This is a genomic window from Sulfurovum sp. (assembly GCF_049668085.1).
In the GTDB taxonomy this organism is placed as follows: domain Bacteria; phylum Campylobacterota; class Campylobacteria; order Campylobacterales; family Sulfurovaceae; genus Sulfurovum.
In genome coordinates, this window is sequence record NZ_JBATIY010000006.1 from 21,201 (window position 1) to 38,354 (window position 17,154).

General features: G+C 37.2%; 15 protein-coding genes. 11 read left to right on the forward strand and 4 right to left on the reverse strand.

Going from position 1 to position 17,154, the window contains the following annotated elements:
• The first annotated feature begins 142 nt into the window (after nt 1-142).
• From WBM70_RS00260 to WBM70_RS00300, 9 genes are all read left to right on the forward strand, one after another.
• Entirely contained in the window at nt 143-1,522 is a 1,380-nt protein-coding gene (locus WBM70_RS00260) for an OprD family outer membrane porin (RefSeq protein WP_424556509.1), read from the forward strand.
• A gap of 14 nt (nt 1,523-1,536) precedes the next feature.
• Complete coding sequence (locus tag WBM70_RS00265) at nt 1,537-1,791, forward strand: DUF4212 domain-containing protein (protein ID WP_424556510.1); 255 nt, start codon at nt 1,537-1,539, stop codon at nt 1,789-1,791.
• A 9-nt stretch (nt 1,792-1,800) separates the two neighbouring features.
• Nucleotides 1,801-3,696 (forward strand): sodium:solute symporter family protein, encoded by a 1,896-nt coding sequence (locus WBM70_RS00270; RefSeq protein WP_424556511.1) that lies wholly within the window; start codon nt 1,801-1,803, stop codon nt 3,694-3,696.
• 63 nt (nt 3,697-3,759) lie between these two features.
• Complete coding sequence (locus tag WBM70_RS00275) at nt 3,760-5,577, forward strand: putative nucleotidyltransferase substrate binding domain-containing protein (protein ID WP_424556512.1); 1,818 nt, start codon at nt 3,760-3,762, stop codon at nt 5,575-5,577.
• Nucleotides 5,577-6,206 carry a 3'-5' exonuclease gene (locus WBM70_RS00280; protein WP_424556513.1) on the forward strand — a complete coding sequence of 210 codons (630 nt, stop codon included), beginning with the start codon at nt 5,577-5,579 and terminating at the stop codon, nt 6,204-6,206. Before WBM70_RS00275 ends, WBM70_RS00280 begins: the two co-directional genes overlap by 1 nt.
• A gap of 60 nt (nt 6,207-6,266) precedes the next feature.
• Nucleotides 6,267-8,231: an acetate--CoA ligase gene (gene acs, locus WBM70_RS00285; protein WP_424556514.1), complete on the forward strand. Its 1,965-nt coding sequence runs from the start codon at nt 6,267-6,269 to the stop codon at nt 8,229-8,231.
• Between the two features lie 79 nt (nt 8,232-8,310).
• Nucleotides 8,311-9,207: a hypothetical protein gene (locus WBM70_RS00290; RefSeq protein WP_424556515.1), complete on the forward strand. Its 897-nt coding sequence runs from the start codon at nt 8,311-8,313 to the stop codon at nt 9,205-9,207.
• Between the two features lie 229 nt (nt 9,208-9,436).
• Nucleotides 9,437-10,027 (forward strand): adenylate kinase, encoded by a 591-nt coding sequence (locus WBM70_RS00295; protein ID WP_424556516.1) that lies wholly within the window; start codon nt 9,437-9,439, stop codon nt 10,025-10,027.
• Nucleotides 10,028-10,034: 7 nt separating this feature from the next.
• Nucleotides 10,035-10,931 carry an AEC family transporter gene (locus tag WBM70_RS00300; protein ID WP_424556517.1) on the forward strand — a complete coding sequence of 299 codons (897 nt, stop codon included), beginning with the start codon at nt 10,035-10,037 and terminating at the stop codon, nt 10,929-10,931.
• 13 nt (nt 10,932-10,944) lie between these two features.
• Here the strand turns inward: WBM70_RS00300 and WBM70_RS00305 are convergent, their stop codons facing one another.
• Genes WBM70_RS00305 through rpoD form a run of 4 tightly spaced genes read right to left on the reverse strand, consistent with a single transcriptional unit; the run spans nt 10,945 to nt 15,369 of the window.
• On the reverse strand, nt 10,945-11,553 hold the full coding sequence (locus tag WBM70_RS00305) for a tRNA-uridine aminocarboxypropyltransferase (RefSeq protein WP_424556518.1): 609 nt from the start codon (nt 11,551-11,553) through the stop codon (nt 10,945-10,947).
• Nucleotides 11,540-12,736: an MFS transporter gene (locus tag WBM70_RS00310; protein WP_424556519.1), complete on the reverse strand. Its 1,197-nt coding sequence runs from the start codon at nt 12,734-12,736 to the stop codon at nt 11,540-11,542. Before WBM70_RS00310 ends, WBM70_RS00305 begins: the two co-directional genes overlap by 14 nt.
• A 9-nt stretch (nt 12,737-12,745) precedes the next feature.
• Nucleotides 12,746-13,504, reverse strand: coding sequence for a competence/damage-inducible protein A (locus tag WBM70_RS00315; protein ID WP_424556520.1), 759 nt, complete (start codon nt 13,502-13,504; stop codon nt 12,746-12,748).
• A gap of 20 nt (nt 13,505-13,524) precedes the next feature.
• Nucleotides 13,525-15,369: an RNA polymerase sigma factor RpoD gene (gene rpoD, locus WBM70_RS00320; protein ID WP_424556521.1), complete on the reverse strand. Its 1,845-nt coding sequence runs from the start codon at nt 15,367-15,369 to the stop codon at nt 13,525-13,527.
• Nucleotides 15,370-15,531: 162 nt separating this feature from the next.
• Between rpoD and WBM70_RS00325 the strand changes: the two genes are divergently transcribed.
• Together WBM70_RS00325 and leuB are read left to right on the forward strand one after the other, a co-directional pair.
• The gene (locus WBM70_RS00325) at nt 15,532-16,023 is read left to right on the forward strand and encodes a 3-isopropylmalate dehydratase small subunit (protein ID WP_424556522.1); all 492 of its coding nucleotides are present in this window, start codon (nt 15,532-15,534) and stop codon (nt 16,021-16,023) included.
• Between the two features lie 4 nt (nt 16,024-16,027).
• Nucleotides 16,028-17,095: a 3-isopropylmalate dehydrogenase gene (leuB, locus tag WBM70_RS00330; RefSeq protein WP_424556523.1), complete on the forward strand. Its 1,068-nt coding sequence runs from the start codon at nt 16,028-16,030 to the stop codon at nt 17,093-17,095.
• The last annotated feature ends 59 nt before the right edge of the window (nt 17,096-17,154 follow it).

Consider the following 17,154-nt stretch of genomic DNA (forward strand, 5'->3'; position numbering starts at 1 on the left):
GACGGTTATTTGTGCCCATTTTGTAACCAATATACACACATAACTTTTTTTTATAGACCTTTTCCCCTACTTTTCATTTATGCTATGTTAATGCTACGTTAACCCTTCATACTCTAATCGTACAAAAATAATAGGAGACAAAATGAAAAAATATTTGGCATTATCCGTCGTAGCTTCAACACTGCTTATGGCTGGAGGAGATGTGAAACCAGTTGAGCCTGTAGTAGAGGCTGTTGCAGAGGAGTCAGTAGGAACATTCTCTGGACAATTCAGATCATTCTATGTTGATAGAACCTATGATAACAATCATCCAATAGGGAATCGTAATTCACTTGCTTTAGGTGGATGGATCGGTTATGACACAGCTGAATGGAATGGATTTAGTGCAGGGTTTAAAGCTTATGGGGTAGAGCACATAAAACTTCATGATAAATCAGCAGCGTCAATGGCTGCTGCTGGACTTAATACAACTTATTCTTATGATCCTTCAGTATATGGTCCAGGTTTTGATAGTTATGGTTTCTTTGGTGAAGCATACCTTAATTATGCTACAGGAAATACAAACTTTAAAATTGGTCGTCAAAAACTCAATACACCACTTGCTGGTGCAGATGATGCGAGAATGATTCCAAACCTTTTTGAAGCAGCGGTATTAAGTAATACTGATCTTGAAAATACAACATTGATTCTGGGACATATCACTCAGATGGCTACAGGTGATTTCTCAAATGTTTATGGTTCAGGAAGTGCATTGTCGATTCAAAGTGGTTATGGACTTGGATTTACACTAGCAGGAAGCGGTAACTTTACAAATATGGGAACTGTTGCATTAGGAAATGAAGATGCAGGTGGTAACTATGTTGATAACACTACAGATGGTATAACTACAGGTGCTGTTATTTATAAAGGTATTGAGGGGCTTACGCTTCAGGCATGGGACTACTACGCATGGGACTTAATGAATTCAATTTATCTTCAAGCTGATTATGGATTCAACGTAAGCGATTCTGTAAAAATGAATGCTTCTGCACAATATATCAACCAAAGTGATGTAGGTGATGCATTGGCAGGTAATGTTAAGGGTAACTACTGGGCGGCTAAGTTAGGTGCTAGTGCGGGTGCATTAAGTGGATATGTTGCGTATTCACAAACGCTTGATGATGATAGTACTTTAGGTCACGGTATTATCACACCATGGGGTGGAATGCCAGCATTTACACAAGGTATGGTAACAAGACACCAGTTCTTCAATGATACAGATACATGGAAAGTAGCAGGAACATATAAAATGAATGAACTTCTTGGTGCGAATGTAAAAGCGACAGCTTATTACACTTCATTTGATGTAGGAAATTCAACATATGCTGCAGGTGCAACAAGTGAAGAGTGGGGTTGGGATGTTCAGTACCAAGCAACAGAAAACCTGAACTTGAGAGCAAGAGCAAACTACCCAACAGAATTTACTGGTCCTGACGGTTTCGGATGGGATGAGTATAGACTTATAGCTAACTATAACTTTTAAAAAGGAAATATAACATGGATGCAGAAAAAGCACAGGCATATTGGAAAGAGAACATTAGAACCATAATAGGACTTTTAGTCGTATGGTTCGTTGTCTCTTTGGGAGCGGGAGTATTGTTTATCAATCAACTCAACGCTATTGAGATCAGTGGAGTGAAACTAGGTTTCTGGTTTGCACAACAGGGTTCAATTTACGCATTTGTATTACTTATCTTCGTATATGTATATAAAATGCAAAAAATTGATGAAAAATACGGCGTAGACGAGTAGGGAGAAAGAATGGAATTACAAAGTTTAATTTACCTATTTGTAGGTGTGACTTTTGCAATATATATTGGTATTGCAGTATGGAGTAGAGCGGGTTCTACAAAAGAGTTTTATGTTGCAGGCGGTGGTGTTCACCCAGTAGCAAATGGTATGGCAACAGCAGCAGACTGGATGTCAGCGGCGTCATTTATCTCGCTTGCAGGTATCATTGCTTTTAAAGGTTCTGATGGTGGTGCTTATCTTATGGGTTGGACTGGTGGATATGTTCTACTAGCAATGCTTTTAGCACCATATTTGAGAAAATTCGGTAAATTTACTGTACCTGATTTTGTTGGTGACAGATATTACTCTGACCTTGCAAGAACAGTTGCGGTTGTTGCAGTTATCTTTATCTCATTCACCTATGTTGCAGGACAAATGAGAGGTGTTGGTATCGTATTCTCTAGATTCCTACAGGTAGACGTTAACACAGGTGTAATGCTTGGTATGGGTATCGTATTTATCTATTCTGTACTAGGTGGTATGAAAGGTATTACATATACTCAGGTTGCTCAGTACGTTGTAATGATCTTTGCATTTACAGTACCGGCTATCTTCCTTTCATTACAGGTTACAGATACGTTCTTACCGCAAATGGGACTCTTTTCACAGACCGCATTTGCGTTTGATACTGGAGTGAGGGCCATACCAGAAGGTACATTCCTTATGCATGCTCTAGACCAAGCGGTAAATGACCTAGGATTTAACAACTATACTGAGCCAGGATCTGTATTTAACATGTTCATGCTTACTGTGGTTCTTATGGCTGGTACAGCTGGACTTCCACACGTTATCGTTAGATTCTTTACAGTTCCAACTGTTAAAGATGCAAGAATCTCTGCTGGTTGGGCATTGGTGTTTATCGCTATTATGTATACAACTATCGCATCAGTTGCAGCATTCTCAAGAGTAAACCTTGTTAAAAACGTACAAAACGTTGAATATAAGTCTTTTGTAAATGGTGGTGTAGAAAGAGCAGACGGTTCTATTAATGATGGTTCTTGGTTCAAAACTTGGGAACAAGGTGGACTACTTGCTTGGAACGATAGAAATGGCGATGGTAAGATCCAATACGCTAAAGGGGCAGCATTTGATGGTCCAAAAGGTAAACCAGCATATGATGGTGACAAAACAGGTGTAAATGGTGAAAGATTAACAACGAATGCTAAAGGTCCAGCAACAGCTGAAGAGACTAAAGGCAACAATGGTATCGCCAATGAGATCTATGTTGATAGAGATATTATGGTTCTTGCAAACCCTGAGATCGCTAACTTACCTGCATGGGTAATAGCATTGATGGCAGCCGGTGGACTTGCAGCAGCACTTTCAACAGCAGCAGGATTGCTACTTGTTATTTCATCATCAATTTCACATGACTTATTTGGTCAAGTATTGATGAAAGATAAAACAACTGGAAAATCAACACTTACTGAAAAATCAGAGTTAAGATTGGCGAGAGGTGCCGCGGTAGTTGCCATATTGGTGGCCGGATATCTAGGTATCAACCCTCCAGGATTTGTTGCACAGGTTGTTGCATTTGCATTTGGTTTGGCAGCAGCATCATTCTTCCCAGTGATTATCTTGGGTGTATTTGATAAGAGAATGAACAAAGAAGGTGCGATTGCCGGTATGATAGTTGGTCTTACATTTACATTTGTTTATATTGTATACTTTGTATTTATGGGTGGAGCAAAAGAAGATTACCTCTTCGGTATTGCACCAACAGGAATTGGTACTATTGGTATGGTTATACACTTTGTGGTAGCATACTTTGTATCAAGAGCGACACCACCACCACCAGCAGAGATTCAGGAACTTGTAGAAAGAATCCGTCTCCCTTCAGGTGCAGGTGAAGCTGTAGATCACTAGGAACACTTGAAACTTGCCTTTGGGCAAGTTTCACCATTATTAAAGAGAAAAAAGAGAAAAAATTTGAGTTTACACGATCAGAAAAACTTTATAAAAGAAATCCATCCATTTGAAAAACTTACAGAGTTTGAATTAGACATGGCTTTGAAAAATATGGATATAGCGTATTATCCTAAAGATACGGTTTTGATCTCAAAAGAGAAAATAAGTGATTATTTCTTTATTATAATCAAAGGTGAAGTCAACGAATATAACAATGATGAGTTGACCTTTGTTTATCATGAGCAAGATGGATTTGATGCTGATTCTCTCATCTATCATAAGACAGAAAGTACATTTGTCGTTAATGAAGATCTTATATGTTATGAGCTAAAAAAATCTGTTTTCTTAAACTTGATCGGAACCAATAAGAAGTTTGAAAGCTTTTTTCTTAAAAACATGACTGCTAGATTTCAAACACTAAAAAATAAAGAGTATGGTTCAGAAATATCTTCTTTTATGTTTGCCAAGGTAAGTGATATTTATATGCATGAACCATGTATTGTTCAGGCAGAGACAAGTATTAAGGATGCGATAGAAAAATCTATTGCTGGAAACACTTCTACCATTATTGTAGAAAATGATTCACAATACGGTGTTGTAACGGATTCTAATTTAAAAAAAGATGTCTTGTTAGTTGGAAGAGATTTATCCAGTCCCATAGTTGAAATAGCTAATTTCCCATTTATCTGTGTACAAAAAGACGATTTTTTATTTTCAGTGTTATTATTGGTTGTGAAAAATGCCATAAAAAGAGTAGGGGTACTTGAAGATGGAAAGATAGTGGGAGTCATTAAGCAAATAGATATATTGAGTTATTTTGCAAATCACACACATATTGTTTCCGTAAAAATAGCTAAAGCAAAGACTATAGAAGAGCTTAAAAGTGCCAGTGAAGATGTCAATAAAACGATTAAGTCACTCTATAATAAGAGCTTAAAAACAACCTATATCGGGAAAATGGTTGCAGAACTTAATGCTAAAATTTATGAAAAACTCTTTGGCTTTGTTGTCCCCGAAGAATTGCAAAATAAATGTGCACTTTTAGTGATGGGAAGTGAAGGAAGAGATGAACAGATCATTAAGACAGATCAGGATAATGCACTGGTTGTTGCAAATGACACAGATGTAGAACGCTTCCGACCTTATATGGATCAGTTTACAAAAGAACTCATATCATTCGGTTTTCCTCCATGTGAAGGAAACATTATGGTAAATAATCCATATTGGTGTAAGACACAGGCTGAATTTGAAAAGCAAATAGTTATTTGGTTTGAAGGTAACGATATGGATCACTATATGGATCTGGCAATATTCTTTGATGCTAAATGCGTAGCAGGAGATACCACTTTGTTGGAACCATTAAAACAAAAGATATTTGATATGGTTAAGCAAAAAGATGTCTTTATGGCTTACTTTGCCAGAAATTCACTTCTTTTTCAAACACCTATTAATATGTTTTCATCACTGCGTACGACCGATGAGGGAAAGATAGATATCAAAAAAGGGGGTATTTTTGCTATCGTTCAAGGGATCAGAAGTTTAGCTTTGGAAAATGGTGTGCTCGAGAAATCTACAGTAAAAAGAATCAAAAGACTACATCAGTTAGGTGTATTGGAAAAAGAGATGGCTTCAGAGCTCATAGAAGCATTAGGGCTCTTGGCTAGATTACGGCTTCAAGGCCATATTTTAAAGCAAAAAGAAGGTTTGCCGCTTGACAATGTCATTGATGTGAGCGGTTTTGGAAAAATTGAGAGAGATATGCTCAAAGACAGTTTTGTCATTGTGAATGAATTTAAAAAATTTATTACACATCATTTTCGTTTAGGAAACCTGGCATAATGATCGCAAAGCTAAAACAACATTATCAAAAGTCGAGACTTAAAAATCCTGATTTTTCCTTTTTGTTTGATGAGATTACAGAGGATGAAGAGTTTGTCTCTTTTGATTGTGAAACCACAGGATTGAACGTAAAAAAAGATGAAATTCTTTCGATAGGTGCAGTCAAGATCATAAACAATAAAATAGAATTCAGTGAGTCTTTTGAAAAATATGTCAGACCAGAGAATAATATCTGTGAAGAGAGTATTAAGATACATCACATTCGTCCTTGTGATATGGAGAATAGTATAGAAGCCAAAATAGCGATTGAGGAGTTTTTGCATTTTATAGGTAACAGAACGCTTATTGGCTACTATATAAAGTTTGATATTGCTATGATCAACCGTTATGCAAAAAAACTGATAGGAACGACCATACCAAATAAAAGTATAGAACTTTCAAACATGTATTATAAACGCTACAAGAAAGAGTCATCGCATGAATTTGTCGATTTGAAGTTCGATACTATCATGGATAAATTAAATTTACCGAAATTGGGACAGCATGATGCACTGAATGATGCTGTGATGTCTGGAATGATGTATCTTAAACTCAAAGATATGCCAGAATACAAAGGAGCATTCAGTTAAGCTAAGTTTATCTTAAAATTACACTGGTAATTTTTACATAAATTTACAAGAGGAAAGAATATGTTACAAGAAATCTATCAACCAAACCCTGAATTTGCAAAAGATGCAAGAATAAAAAGTATGGATGAATACAATGCTTTGGTAAAAAAAGCTACTGATGATTATGAAGGTTTCTGGAAAGAGTATGCGGATGAGAAGATCGATTGGATTGAACCGTATCACACGGTACTAGATGAATCCAATGCACCATTTGTGAAGTGGTTTGATGGGGGTAAACTAAATGTTGCACATCAATGTATTGACCGCCATTTAGAGACGCAAAAAAATAAAGCAGCGATCATTTTCGAAGGTGACAGAGGCGACAAGCAGGTCATCACCTATCTTGACCTTTTTTATGAAGTAAATAAATTTGCCAATCTTCTTAAAGAAGATTTCGGTGTAAAAAAAGGTGATAGAGTTGTCATCTATATGCCAATGATCCCTGAAGCTGCTTATGCGATGCTAGCATGTGCACGTATCGGTGCGATCCACTCGATCGTATTTGGTGGATTTTCTTCAGAGGCATTACGTGACAGAATTGAAGATGCTGAGGCTAAAGTAGTCATCACAGCGGATGGTGCTTACAGAAAAACAAAACCATATATGCTAAAACCTGTAGTAGATGCAGCACTTACAGGTGAGACACCAGTTGAAAAAGTGTTAGTTGTTGAGAGAAACCATGAAGATGTTACATGGGTAGCAGGACGTGACTACTCGTACAATGAACTTATCCAAAGTAAATCTGGTAAATGTGATGCTGAACCTATGGAGAGTGAAGATCCTCTTTTCTTACTCTATACTTCTGGTAGTACAGGTAAACCAAAAGGTGTACAACATAACACTGCTGGATATATTCTTTGGGCACAAATGACTATGGAATGGGTATTTGACGTTAAAGACAATGATACCTACTGGTGTACGGCAGATGTTGGTTGGATCACAGGACATACTTACATCGTATATGGGCCACTCGCAATGGGTGCCACTACTGTAATGTTTGAAGGTGTTATTACCTTCCCTGATGCAGGTCGACCTTGGAAAATGGTAGAAGAACATAGGATCAACCAGTTCTATACAGCACCAACAGCAATTCGTGTACTTCATAAAATGGGTGAAGATGAGCCGGCTAAATATGACCTCTCTTCTCTTAAAGTACTGGGAACAGTGGGTGAACCTATAGATCCTCCTGCCTGGAAATGGTACTATGATGAAGTAGGTCAGGGTAAATGTGCAATTGTTGATACCTACTGGCAGACAGAGACTGGTGGTCACATCGTCTCTCCACTGCCAGGTGCTACACCGATCAAGCCGGCATGTGCAACACTTCCACTCCCAGGTATCATGGCTGAGATCCTTGATCCTGAAACGGGTGAAAAAGTAGAAGAGGGTGAAGGTGGATATATGTGTGTAACACGCCCTTGGCCTTCTATGATCCGTGGTGTGTGGGGTGATGAAGAGCGTTTCAAAAAGTCTTACTTCGGTGATGTGACTAAAGATGGCAAACCTGTATATTTCACAGGTGATGGTGCCATATATGGTAAAGATGGTTATATCACGATCACAGGTCGTACCGATGATGTTATTAATGTATCTGGACACCGTATGGGTACAGCTGAAGTAGAAGCAGCAATTAAGAAGCATGATAATGTAGCCGCAGTAGCTGTTGTAGGTAAACCTCATGATCTTAAAGGAGAAGGGATTTTTGCCTATATTGTACTTAAATCTGTACCTATGGAACACAAAGATGATGTCGCTGATGAGTTTGAGACCATGAAAGAGATCAATCAGATCATTAAAACAGAGATCGGTAATATCGCTTTATGTGATGATATGGTCTTTGTTCCAGATCTTCCAAAAACCAGATCAGGAAAGATCATGAGAAGGATCCTTAGAGCACTTGCAAAAGGTGAAAAGATCACTCAAGATACTTCTACACTTGAAGATCCTAGTATTGTTGGACAGATCGAAGATCTGATCAACGCATAAAAGTAAAAATAACCTACCTTCTTTCTCTAGAAAGAAGGCATAATAATACAAGTAAAAAAGTAAGTTCAGGACAAAAAAGATGATGATTACTATCATAGAAAAAGAGATATTACTTGCTAATGATATCTCAGACAAGTTAAGAAAATCAGGATACAAAACGGAAGTTTTTAATTGTATCAACAAAGCCGCTAAATTCAGCATAGGTGATGTTTGTATACTCTCTACTGTATTTTCTATGAGCAGTACCAAAGCTTTTATTCAAAAATTTAAACAAAAATCTATTTTACTGTTAGTAAGTCATAAAAGCAATGAAACGCTTACTGAACCTATTAAATTGGGTGCTAAAGATTATATTATGAAACCTGTAAGTATGGATATTCTTGTTAAAAAAATTGAACATTATCAAGAATTTGAGAAACTCAAGTTTAAAAATGCATTATATGGTGAGTATCATGAGTATGTTTTAAAAGATATTGCGCTTGAAGAATACATTGATAAAATCAGTTTTCCTATGATCATTATTACGAACAATATCGCTTATATTGATCAATTGGTTTTAGCCTATGGTAAAAGAAAAGATATGAATATCATGTTTATCTCTCTAAATAGTAAAAATTGGAGGGACAAAATACATCATGCTGAAAAGCATCAACCTCTTTATCTGTCCGGACTAGAGTCATTGAATGTAAAGGAAAGAAATAGTCTGTTTACTAAATTGGAAGGCAGAAAATTTATCGTTTCCAGTTTCACCAGTGTCAATAAGCCTTATGAAACAATAGAAGTTGTTGTACAAAGTACTTCACTGTATAAAAATGAAATTCTTCCAATATCTGGTTATGCACTTATGGTGATCAAATCTCTACAATATAAGATGTCAGATATAGCAATTTCTGAAAAATTGGGTTATACACGAAAAAAAGTTGCTTCATTAAGAAAAAAATATGAACTTTTTAAAGATGACAGGTTGCGAGCCTAAAAGTATGCGTTAGTGAAGATAAAATAGGTTTTCTCTTCACTGTTTATGGACACTTTAAATCTAATGAAAAGAGATTTTACTGCGTAAAGTGGAGTATCTTCAAACGTATGAAGACCCATCCCTCAAACATTATAGTAAAAACACAATGCAAATTCCATGAATGCTATATTAATGCTATAACAGCGTGGCATAATAGGTATACACTAAGAGAATGGGATAAAAGAAGACTATGAAAAAGAAACTATTTCTAATTATTGGAGCCCCCGGTTCCGGAAAAACAACTGATGCCAGCATCATCGCGGGAAGACATACAGAGAGTATCGTTCACTATTCAACTGGAGATATGCTAAGAGAAGAGGTAGCCAGTGGAAGTGAACTTGGTAAGACCATTGATGGCTTTATAAATCAAGGGGCATTGGTTCCTCTTGATATTATCATGGATACGATTATTTCAGCTATTAAAAATGCACCAACAGATGTGGTACTGATCGATGGGTATCCAAGAAGTGTAGAGCAGATGCATGCACTCGATAAAATCTTGGAAAATGAAAAAGAGATCGAGCTTGTTTCCGTGATCGAAGTACGGGTGAGTGAATATGTGGCGAAAGAACGTATTTTAGGAAGAGCTGCTGAGGCGGAAGTAGTCCGTTCTGATGACAGTGTAGAGGTGTTTTTTGATAGAATGAAAATTTACACTACACCGCTGGAAGAGATCCAAACATTCTATATCAACAATGATCTGTTAGAATTCATAGATGGTGAGAGAACACTTGACCTTATCGTCAAAGAGATGGAAATGTTTATCTTGAACAAGATATAAGGGTTTTATGGAAAATTTCATATTAATAATAGTGGCTATTTTCATTGGATACGGATTGAATAGGCTAAGGATCTTCCCTGAAGATGCAGCAGCTATCTTAAATAAATTTGTTATATTTATTTCTCTCCCTGCTATGATCTTGCTGCAAATACCAAAGCTAACATTTTCTATGGATATTATGATTCCTGTGATCATTGCCTGGGTCGTTATGATTTTGACAGCTATTTTGACCCTGTTTGTTTCCAAGATATTTCATTTTACTAAGGAAGTTACAGGTGCGTTAATGCTTGTTGCAGTGTTAACGAACTCCTCTTTTTTAGGCATTCCTATCATCAATGCATATTTAGGTGATGAAGCGCTGCCTTTTATTTTAGTGTACGATCAAATAGGAACTTTTTTAGCACTTGCAACATATGGTATATTTGTGGCTGCCTATTATTCGAATAAAAGTGAAATCAATGTTCAGATCATGGTTGTCAAGATCCTTACATTCCCCCCGTTTATTTCATTGATCTTTGCGCTCTTTTTTATAGGGACACCTTTCCCTGATGTGATCTTAAAAGTATTAGCTACTTTGGCAAATACTATCGTACCTCTTGCATTGGTTGCAGTGGGACTGCAATTACAACTCAAACTGCCAGGTCATGAAATAAAACCTTTTGGTATGGCATTGCTTATTAAATTAGTGATCGCACCCATGATCGCATTGACTATTGTTAAAATAGCCGGATGGACAAGTTTAGCTGCAAATGTCTCTGTGATGGAAGCAGGCATGGCACCGATGATCACAGCAGGAGCAATGGCATCCTTATCTGGATTGGCTCCAAGACTTAGTTCTGCCATTGTCGGTTACGGTATACTCTTCTCTTTTTTTACTACAGCGGTGTTGTTTAAATTCATATAGAGTAACCATAGTTTTAGTTACAAGAGAGTTGATACTCCACCATTTTTTCAAAAGGGAGTAAAAATTGATCTAACTTTTTACTCTCTATCTTTTCAATATGATGTGTGTTCAAAAGTTTTAATACACATAAGGTAGATTCCATGGTACTCAAGCAGTACGCTTTAGGTTGTTCTTTAAAAGTAAATTTTGAGACTTCTGTATGCGTAAAACTGACTTTTTGTAAAGCATCAATATTTGGACTTGCAGTTAAGATGGCTCTTGAACAGGGCCAGGTTGAGTCTATAAGGAAGATGACTGTATTTCTTTTCTCTTCTCCTATGGGTGCTTCATTGAGATTGATACTCTTTTCATGAGGGTAGAGAGTGTAACAGATATTTGATGGATCGTTTATGATAGTGTTGATGACTGCATGTTCTGTAAAATCAATGCCGATATGTATCTCACAATTTTTCAAAGATAAGTTCGTAAAATGACCTGTGCCATTTTTGGTTTTTTTAAACTCTTTGGGATGCATTAAGATAACAAATCGTGTGTGTGTTTCTATGGGAGTGATATATCTGCACATGCATGACGTATGGGGACGATAGCAGTTGTAGCAGATGCTTCTGTTAGTTTTTCTCATCAAGATACTGCTTTTTGAACCAAAGATAATACCCTGCGACTACTATAAACCCTAAACCGAGAGTAAAGGTGATACCTTCTAATGATAATCCCCATTTCGCAGCATATCCTATAAACATCGCAGTAGCAACATTGGAAAGCATGAAGAACATATCATTGTAAGAGATGACCCTTCCCATATAATGTGAATCTGTCTCTTCCTGTATGAGCAGGTAGGTGTATGACCAAAGTGTTGTGATGAAAAACCCGGTGATAAAGAGTGCTATAAGTGCCAAATAGAAATTGTATTCAAGCATTGACCAAAGCATGATCGCAAGACCCTGTAGAATGAAAAAATAGTGTAAATTCTCTTTTGAAATGATTTTACTAATGAAAAAAGGGCCTATCATCAAACCTAATGCTCTAGTTGCATTCATCCATCCTATGGCAAGAGGTACAGCAATGAATTCTTTGTACCTTAAGTCTGCAAGTAGGGTGATGAGTGCATCAAAACTGGTAAGTCCTATAGCTGCATGCAGTAAGATGAGATGAAGGATCTTTTTATTGGCTAACATATAGCTAAACCCATCTTTAAACATTTGCCAATTTGAGTCTGTATGTTGTACTTTTTCAAGAGAGAGTTGTAAACCTAATAAGAGGAATACGGCTATACCATACAAAAGAGCATCTATTAAAAAGGCAGTATCAAAGCCCATAAAATGTGTTGCGATACCTCCTACAGCCATGCCTGAAGCATAACACAATGACCAGATGATAGAGTGTATTTCATTGGTATTTTTAAGCATTTTCCCTTGTACAAGTTTGGGGAAAAGTGCCATCTCTGCAGAGAAGAGCATAGAAGCAGCGGAAGAGCGTAAAAAGATGAGTATCATTAACACCCATATATATTCAAGTGAATTGATGAAAATAAACCCAAGGGTCATAGATATCTCAATAAGCAGAAGAATGAGCATAAGCTTCTTGAAATGTATACGGTCGATGATGATACCTATGAGAGGAGCAAGTATAACGGCGGGTAACATGGCCATAGCAGCAGTAAGGGCTATAGTGATCTCATCAGCACCATAGGCTACGATCATAGAAAAAATGGCTACTTGTGAAAACCATGTTCCAAAATAGGAGATAAGTTGTATGAGCGAGAGTCTTCTGATAGTAGGGTGTTTCAGTGTTTCTATATATGTCATCTATTTGGACTACTCTTCATTGTGTTGATCATGTAAACTATAGACGACCTTCTGTTTTTCAAGTGTGGCTATATATCTGTTAAAAGACTCAAATGCCAATTTTTCATCTGTTGAAGCCACAGAGATGGAAACTCTCCATCCATCAGAATAGAGTTTAGGCAAAGAAGAAAACTCTACTTCTTTTGGCATATTTTCCATGATTTCTATAAATACGTTCTCTTTACAAAGTGCTGTAAGTGTATGACGATAGTAGATTCTTTTGTTCGGTATCAGTTTCGTGAGTATCTTTTCCACCATGGGATGACTCATCTCTGGAAATCCTGGCATAAAGTAATAGCGTTCATCCAATGCAAAAGCAGGCATTTTATTGACAGGATTTTCTAAAAGCGTAGCACCTTCTGGAAGTTCTGCCATACGTACTGAGTAAGGGTAGGCTTTCTCACCAAGTGTCTCTACAATGATATGTTTTGCTTCTTCATGTGTGATCATTTCACCCTCTCTCAAAGCAATGGATGCACAGCGACGTGTGTGGTCATCAGGAGTAGAACCTATACCACCAAAAGAGAAGAGTACAGCATTTTCTTGTGAAGCAATGAATTTGATGGTTTGAATGATAAGTGCAGGATCATCTTCTATAGTAAATGAAGCTGTAAGTTTATACCCTTTATCAGCTAATGCTTTTGTTACAAAATCAAAGTGGGCATCTTTTCTACGACGATTCAGGATCTCTGTTCCTATGATAAGGGCAAAAAATCTAGGTTCAGACATCATAATACTTTTATGAAGAATTATTCTTCGATGTAGTTTTTAAGTTTACGTCCCACTTTAGGGTGCTTGAGTTTTTTAATCGCAGATGATTCTATCTGTCTTACTCTTTCACGTGTTACACTCAGTTCTTTTCCTATCTCTTCAAGTGTTCTATCACTTTCATCATCAAGAAGACCAAAACGCATACGGATAACCGCTTTTTCTCTTTCGTTAAGCTGGTCAAGTACATCATCTATCTGATTGTTGAGATCGTCTTTTAGTACTACATCTGTTGGGCTTAGTGTGGTTTTATCTTCAATGAAGTCACCAAATCGACCATCATCTTCATCACCTACAGGTGTCTCAAGACTAACAGGTTCTTTGGTGATCTTAATGACATTCTTTACTTTGTCTACTGATAAGCCTACTTCTTCAGCGATCGTATCAAGATCTGGCTCTTTTCCTGTTTCTTGAAGATACTTTCTAATGATCTTATTGATACGGTTAATGGTCTCTATCATGTGAATAGGGATACGAATCGTTCTCGCCTGGTCTGCAATAGCTCTGGAGATCGCCTGACGGATCCACCATGTTGCATAGGTTGAAAACTTGTATCCTTTTTCATACTCAAATTTATCAACAGCTTTCATAAGACCGATGTTCCCTTCTTGGATAAGATCAAGGAATGGGAGCCCTCTGTTAGTATAACGTTTAGCGATAGAAACAACCAGTCTAAGGTTAGATTTTGCCATACGTGTTTTAGCCACTTCACTTTTTGCTTTACCTTGACGGATCTGACCCAAGATCTCTTGAAGCTTCTCTTCAGAAAGATCAAATCCACCTTTACTTGCTTCTCTCGTTTCAAAAAGTTTCTTGATCTCAACATAGGTACTTACCATGGTTGTTTCAGGTACAGCATCGATAATGTCATCTTTATCCATATTGATGATGTTATCAAGCAGTTTTTTGTGATTTGCCTTGAGCGTGTCGTTAAAAAGTGGAAGCTTGTATTCTAAACGTTTAAGTTCTTTTTCGAAACTGTCATCACTTTTAAGTGCAGTTTCCATCGCTTTTACAAGTTCATTAATAAGTTTAGAGGTTGGCCCAAGATTTAAAAGAGCAGCTTTTAGTAGTTCTTTTTTAAAGGCTATTTTTAGACGCTCATGGAGAATTTTTACTTCATCCTCTTCTGTTTCTAAAAATGTATCCAGATCTTCACGTGCTTTCATCCACTCTTTTTTAGCTTTTTCAAGTTGCTTAAAGCTGTCTACAACCTGTTTGACCCTTTTGTCATCTTTAGGTGCACTTGCTTCTGAATCATCATCAGAATCATCAGAATCATCTTTTTCTGTTTTATCATCTTCAAAGCTTTTGAAAAGTTCTTTTACGCGTCTTTCCCGGTTGAGTAAAGGTTCTTTATAGTTTATGATATAGCCTATAAGGTAAGGGACAGAACAGATAGCATCGATGATAATATCTTCTCCCTCTTCAATACGCATAGAGAGGTCGACCTCTTCTTCTTTCGTCAGTAGAGGGATCTTTCCCATTTCACGTAAATACATTCTAACAGGACTGTCAGAACGACTCCACTCAAGTAGTTCTTTTTCTTTATGAAGGTCAAATTCATCTTCTGCAGAGCCATCTGCAAGTTTTTTTCTTGCGTCTTCTCTTCTTTTCTTCTCTTTTGCTGTGAGAAATTTTGCATGCTCTGAAGCAGAAATAACTTCTACTTTAGCATCAGTGGCAAATTTATGTATCTTCTTTGCTTGTGCTGCTGTTGGCTGTTTAGGAAACTCTTTTGCGATGTTTTCAAGTGTGACTACATCACCTTTTTTCTTAGACTGAAATAATGCTTCGATGTTTTTCATACTGTCTTTTGTTGCCATTAAAAACCTTTGATGTGTTGAGGTGAAAATCCTCAGATTTAATTAAGGTGGATTATACCGAAATTTTATTACTTTTCAGCACTGAATTTGTCAAATTTCATTTTTTTGGTTATAATCGCGAAAATTTATGAGAATTTATTTCTCATTACGAAGGAATTTACTTTGCAAGGTAAAGTTTGGAAATTTGGTGATAATATCGATACTGATTTGATCATCGCAGCGAGATATTTAAATACCAGTGAGCCATCAGAGTTGGCAAAATATGTGATGGAAGATGCAGACCCTGAATTTGTTTCAAAAATGACAGAGGGTGATATTATTGTTGCTGGTGAGAACTTTGGTTGTGGTTCGAGTCGTGAACATGCACCTATCGCACTAAAAGCAGCAGGAGTGAATGCGGTTATCGCACCTACTTTCGCACGTATTTTTTACAGAAATGCCTTTAATATGGGACTTCCTATCTTTGAGCTTGCAGAAGCAGCTGAAATTAATGAAGGTGATGTGGTTCGTATCGATATGGCAGCGGGTGAAGTTATTAATGTTACACAAGCCAAAACATATAAGTTCTCTCCTATCCCTGACTTTATGCAAGAGTTGGTAGATGCAGGTGGATTGATAGCATTTGCAAAAAAAGAAATAGCAGAAAAGGCGTAAATAGATGAAAAGTTATAAAATTGGTGTAATTAAAGGTGATGGGATCGGTCCTGAAATCATTGATGAAGCTATAAAAGTACTTGACGCAGTTTCTGTGGCACAAGGGTTTAACCTTAAGTATGAAGAGATGCTACTTGGCGGTGCTGCCATAGATGAAACTGGTGTACCATTACCAGAAGAGACCATCCAGGGTGTAAAAAAATGTGACGCTGTTCTTTTTGGTGCGATCGGTGGACCAAAATGGGATACATTAGAGAGACATTTACGCCCTGAAACAGGACTTCTTGGACTTCGTAAAGAGATGGGAACATTTGCAAACCTTCGGCCGGCAATGGTCTATGATGAGTTGGTGAATGCTTCAAGTCTTAAGCCTGAAGTGATCCAAGGTGTGGATATTATGGTTGTGCGTGAACTTACTGGTGGAATCTATTTCGGTCAGCCAAGAGAACTTCACGAAGATGAAGCATTCAATACAATGATCTATACAAGAGAAGAAGTGAAACGTATCGCTGTTGTTGCGTTTGATATTGCTATGAAACGTGATAAACGTGTCTGTTCAGTAGATAAAGCCAATGTACTTGAAGTAAGCCAGTTTTGGAGAGAGATCGTAGAAGAAGTAGCTAAAGATTACCCAGAAGTTGAGCTTTCTCATATGTATGTAGATAATGCTGCAATGCAACTTATCCGTGATCCGAAACAGTTTGATGTTATCTTGACGGGGAATATCTTTGGTGATATTCTTTCAGATGCAGCTAGTATGTTAAGTGGATCTATCGGTCTTCTTCCAAGTGCCAGTACAGGTAAAGGTGTAGGATTATTTGAACCTATACATGGTTCTGCACCGGATATCGCTGGACAAGGTATAGCTAACCCATTGGCGACTATCTCATCTGCAAGTATGATGCTCCGTTATGCATTAGGTGAAAGTGAAGCGGCAGATAAAATCGATGATGCTATTAAAAAAGCATTAAGTGAAGGTTACCGTACAGGCGATCTTGGTGACTATGATGCAAAAGAGATCTGTACTTGTACAGAGATCGGTGATATTATCGCTGATTATGCGAGTAAATAGGACGTAACATTTAGATTCCCTTTAGCGGGAATCTTACATAACTGGTTGTTTTTGACTTA

Coding starts and splice junctions, on each gene's coding strand:
- WBM70_RS00295 (WP_424556516.1), top strand. CDS start 9,437: ATGAAAAAGAAACTATTTCTAATTATTGGAGCCCCCGGTTCCGGAAAA.
- WBM70_RS00305 (WP_424556518.1), bottom strand. CDS start 11,553: ATGAGAAAAACTAACAGAAGCATCTGCTACAACTGCTATCGTCCCCAT.
- WBM70_RS00265 (WP_424556510.1), top strand. CDS start 1,537: ATGGATGCAGAAAAAGCACAGGCATATTGGAAAGAGAACATTAGAACC.
- WBM70_RS00315 (WP_424556520.1), bottom strand. CDS start 13,504: ATGTCTGAACCTAGATTTTTTGCCCTTATCATAGGAACAGAGATCCTG.
- WBM70_RS00260 (WP_424556509.1), top strand. CDS start 143: ATGAAAAAATATTTGGCATTATCCGTCGTAGCTTCAACACTGCTTATG.
- WBM70_RS00280 (WP_424556513.1), top strand. CDS start 5,577: ATGATCGCAAAGCTAAAACAACATTATCAAAAGTCGAGACTTAAAAAT.
- WBM70_RS00310 (WP_424556519.1), bottom strand. CDS start 12,736: ATGACATATATAGAAACACTGAAACACCCTACTATCAGAAGACTCTCG.
- rpoD (WP_424556521.1), bottom strand. CDS start 15,369: ATGGCAACAAAAGACAGTATGAAAAACATCGAAGCATTATTTCAGTCT.
- WBM70_RS00300 (WP_424556517.1), top strand. CDS start 10,035: ATGGAAAATTTCATATTAATAATAGTGGCTATTTTCATTGGATACGGA.
- WBM70_RS00290 (WP_424556515.1), top strand. CDS start 8,311: ATGATGATTACTATCATAGAAAAAGAGATATTACTTGCTAATGATATC.
- WBM70_RS00270 (WP_424556511.1), top strand. CDS start 1,801: ATGGAATTACAAAGTTTAATTTACCTATTTGTAGGTGTGACTTTTGCA.
- leuB (WP_424556523.1), top strand. CDS start 16,028: ATGAAAAGTTATAAAATTGGTGTAATTAAAGGTGATGGGATCGGTCCT.
- acs (WP_424556514.1), top strand. CDS start 6,267: ATGTTACAAGAAATCTATCAACCAAACCCTGAATTTGCAAAAGATGCA.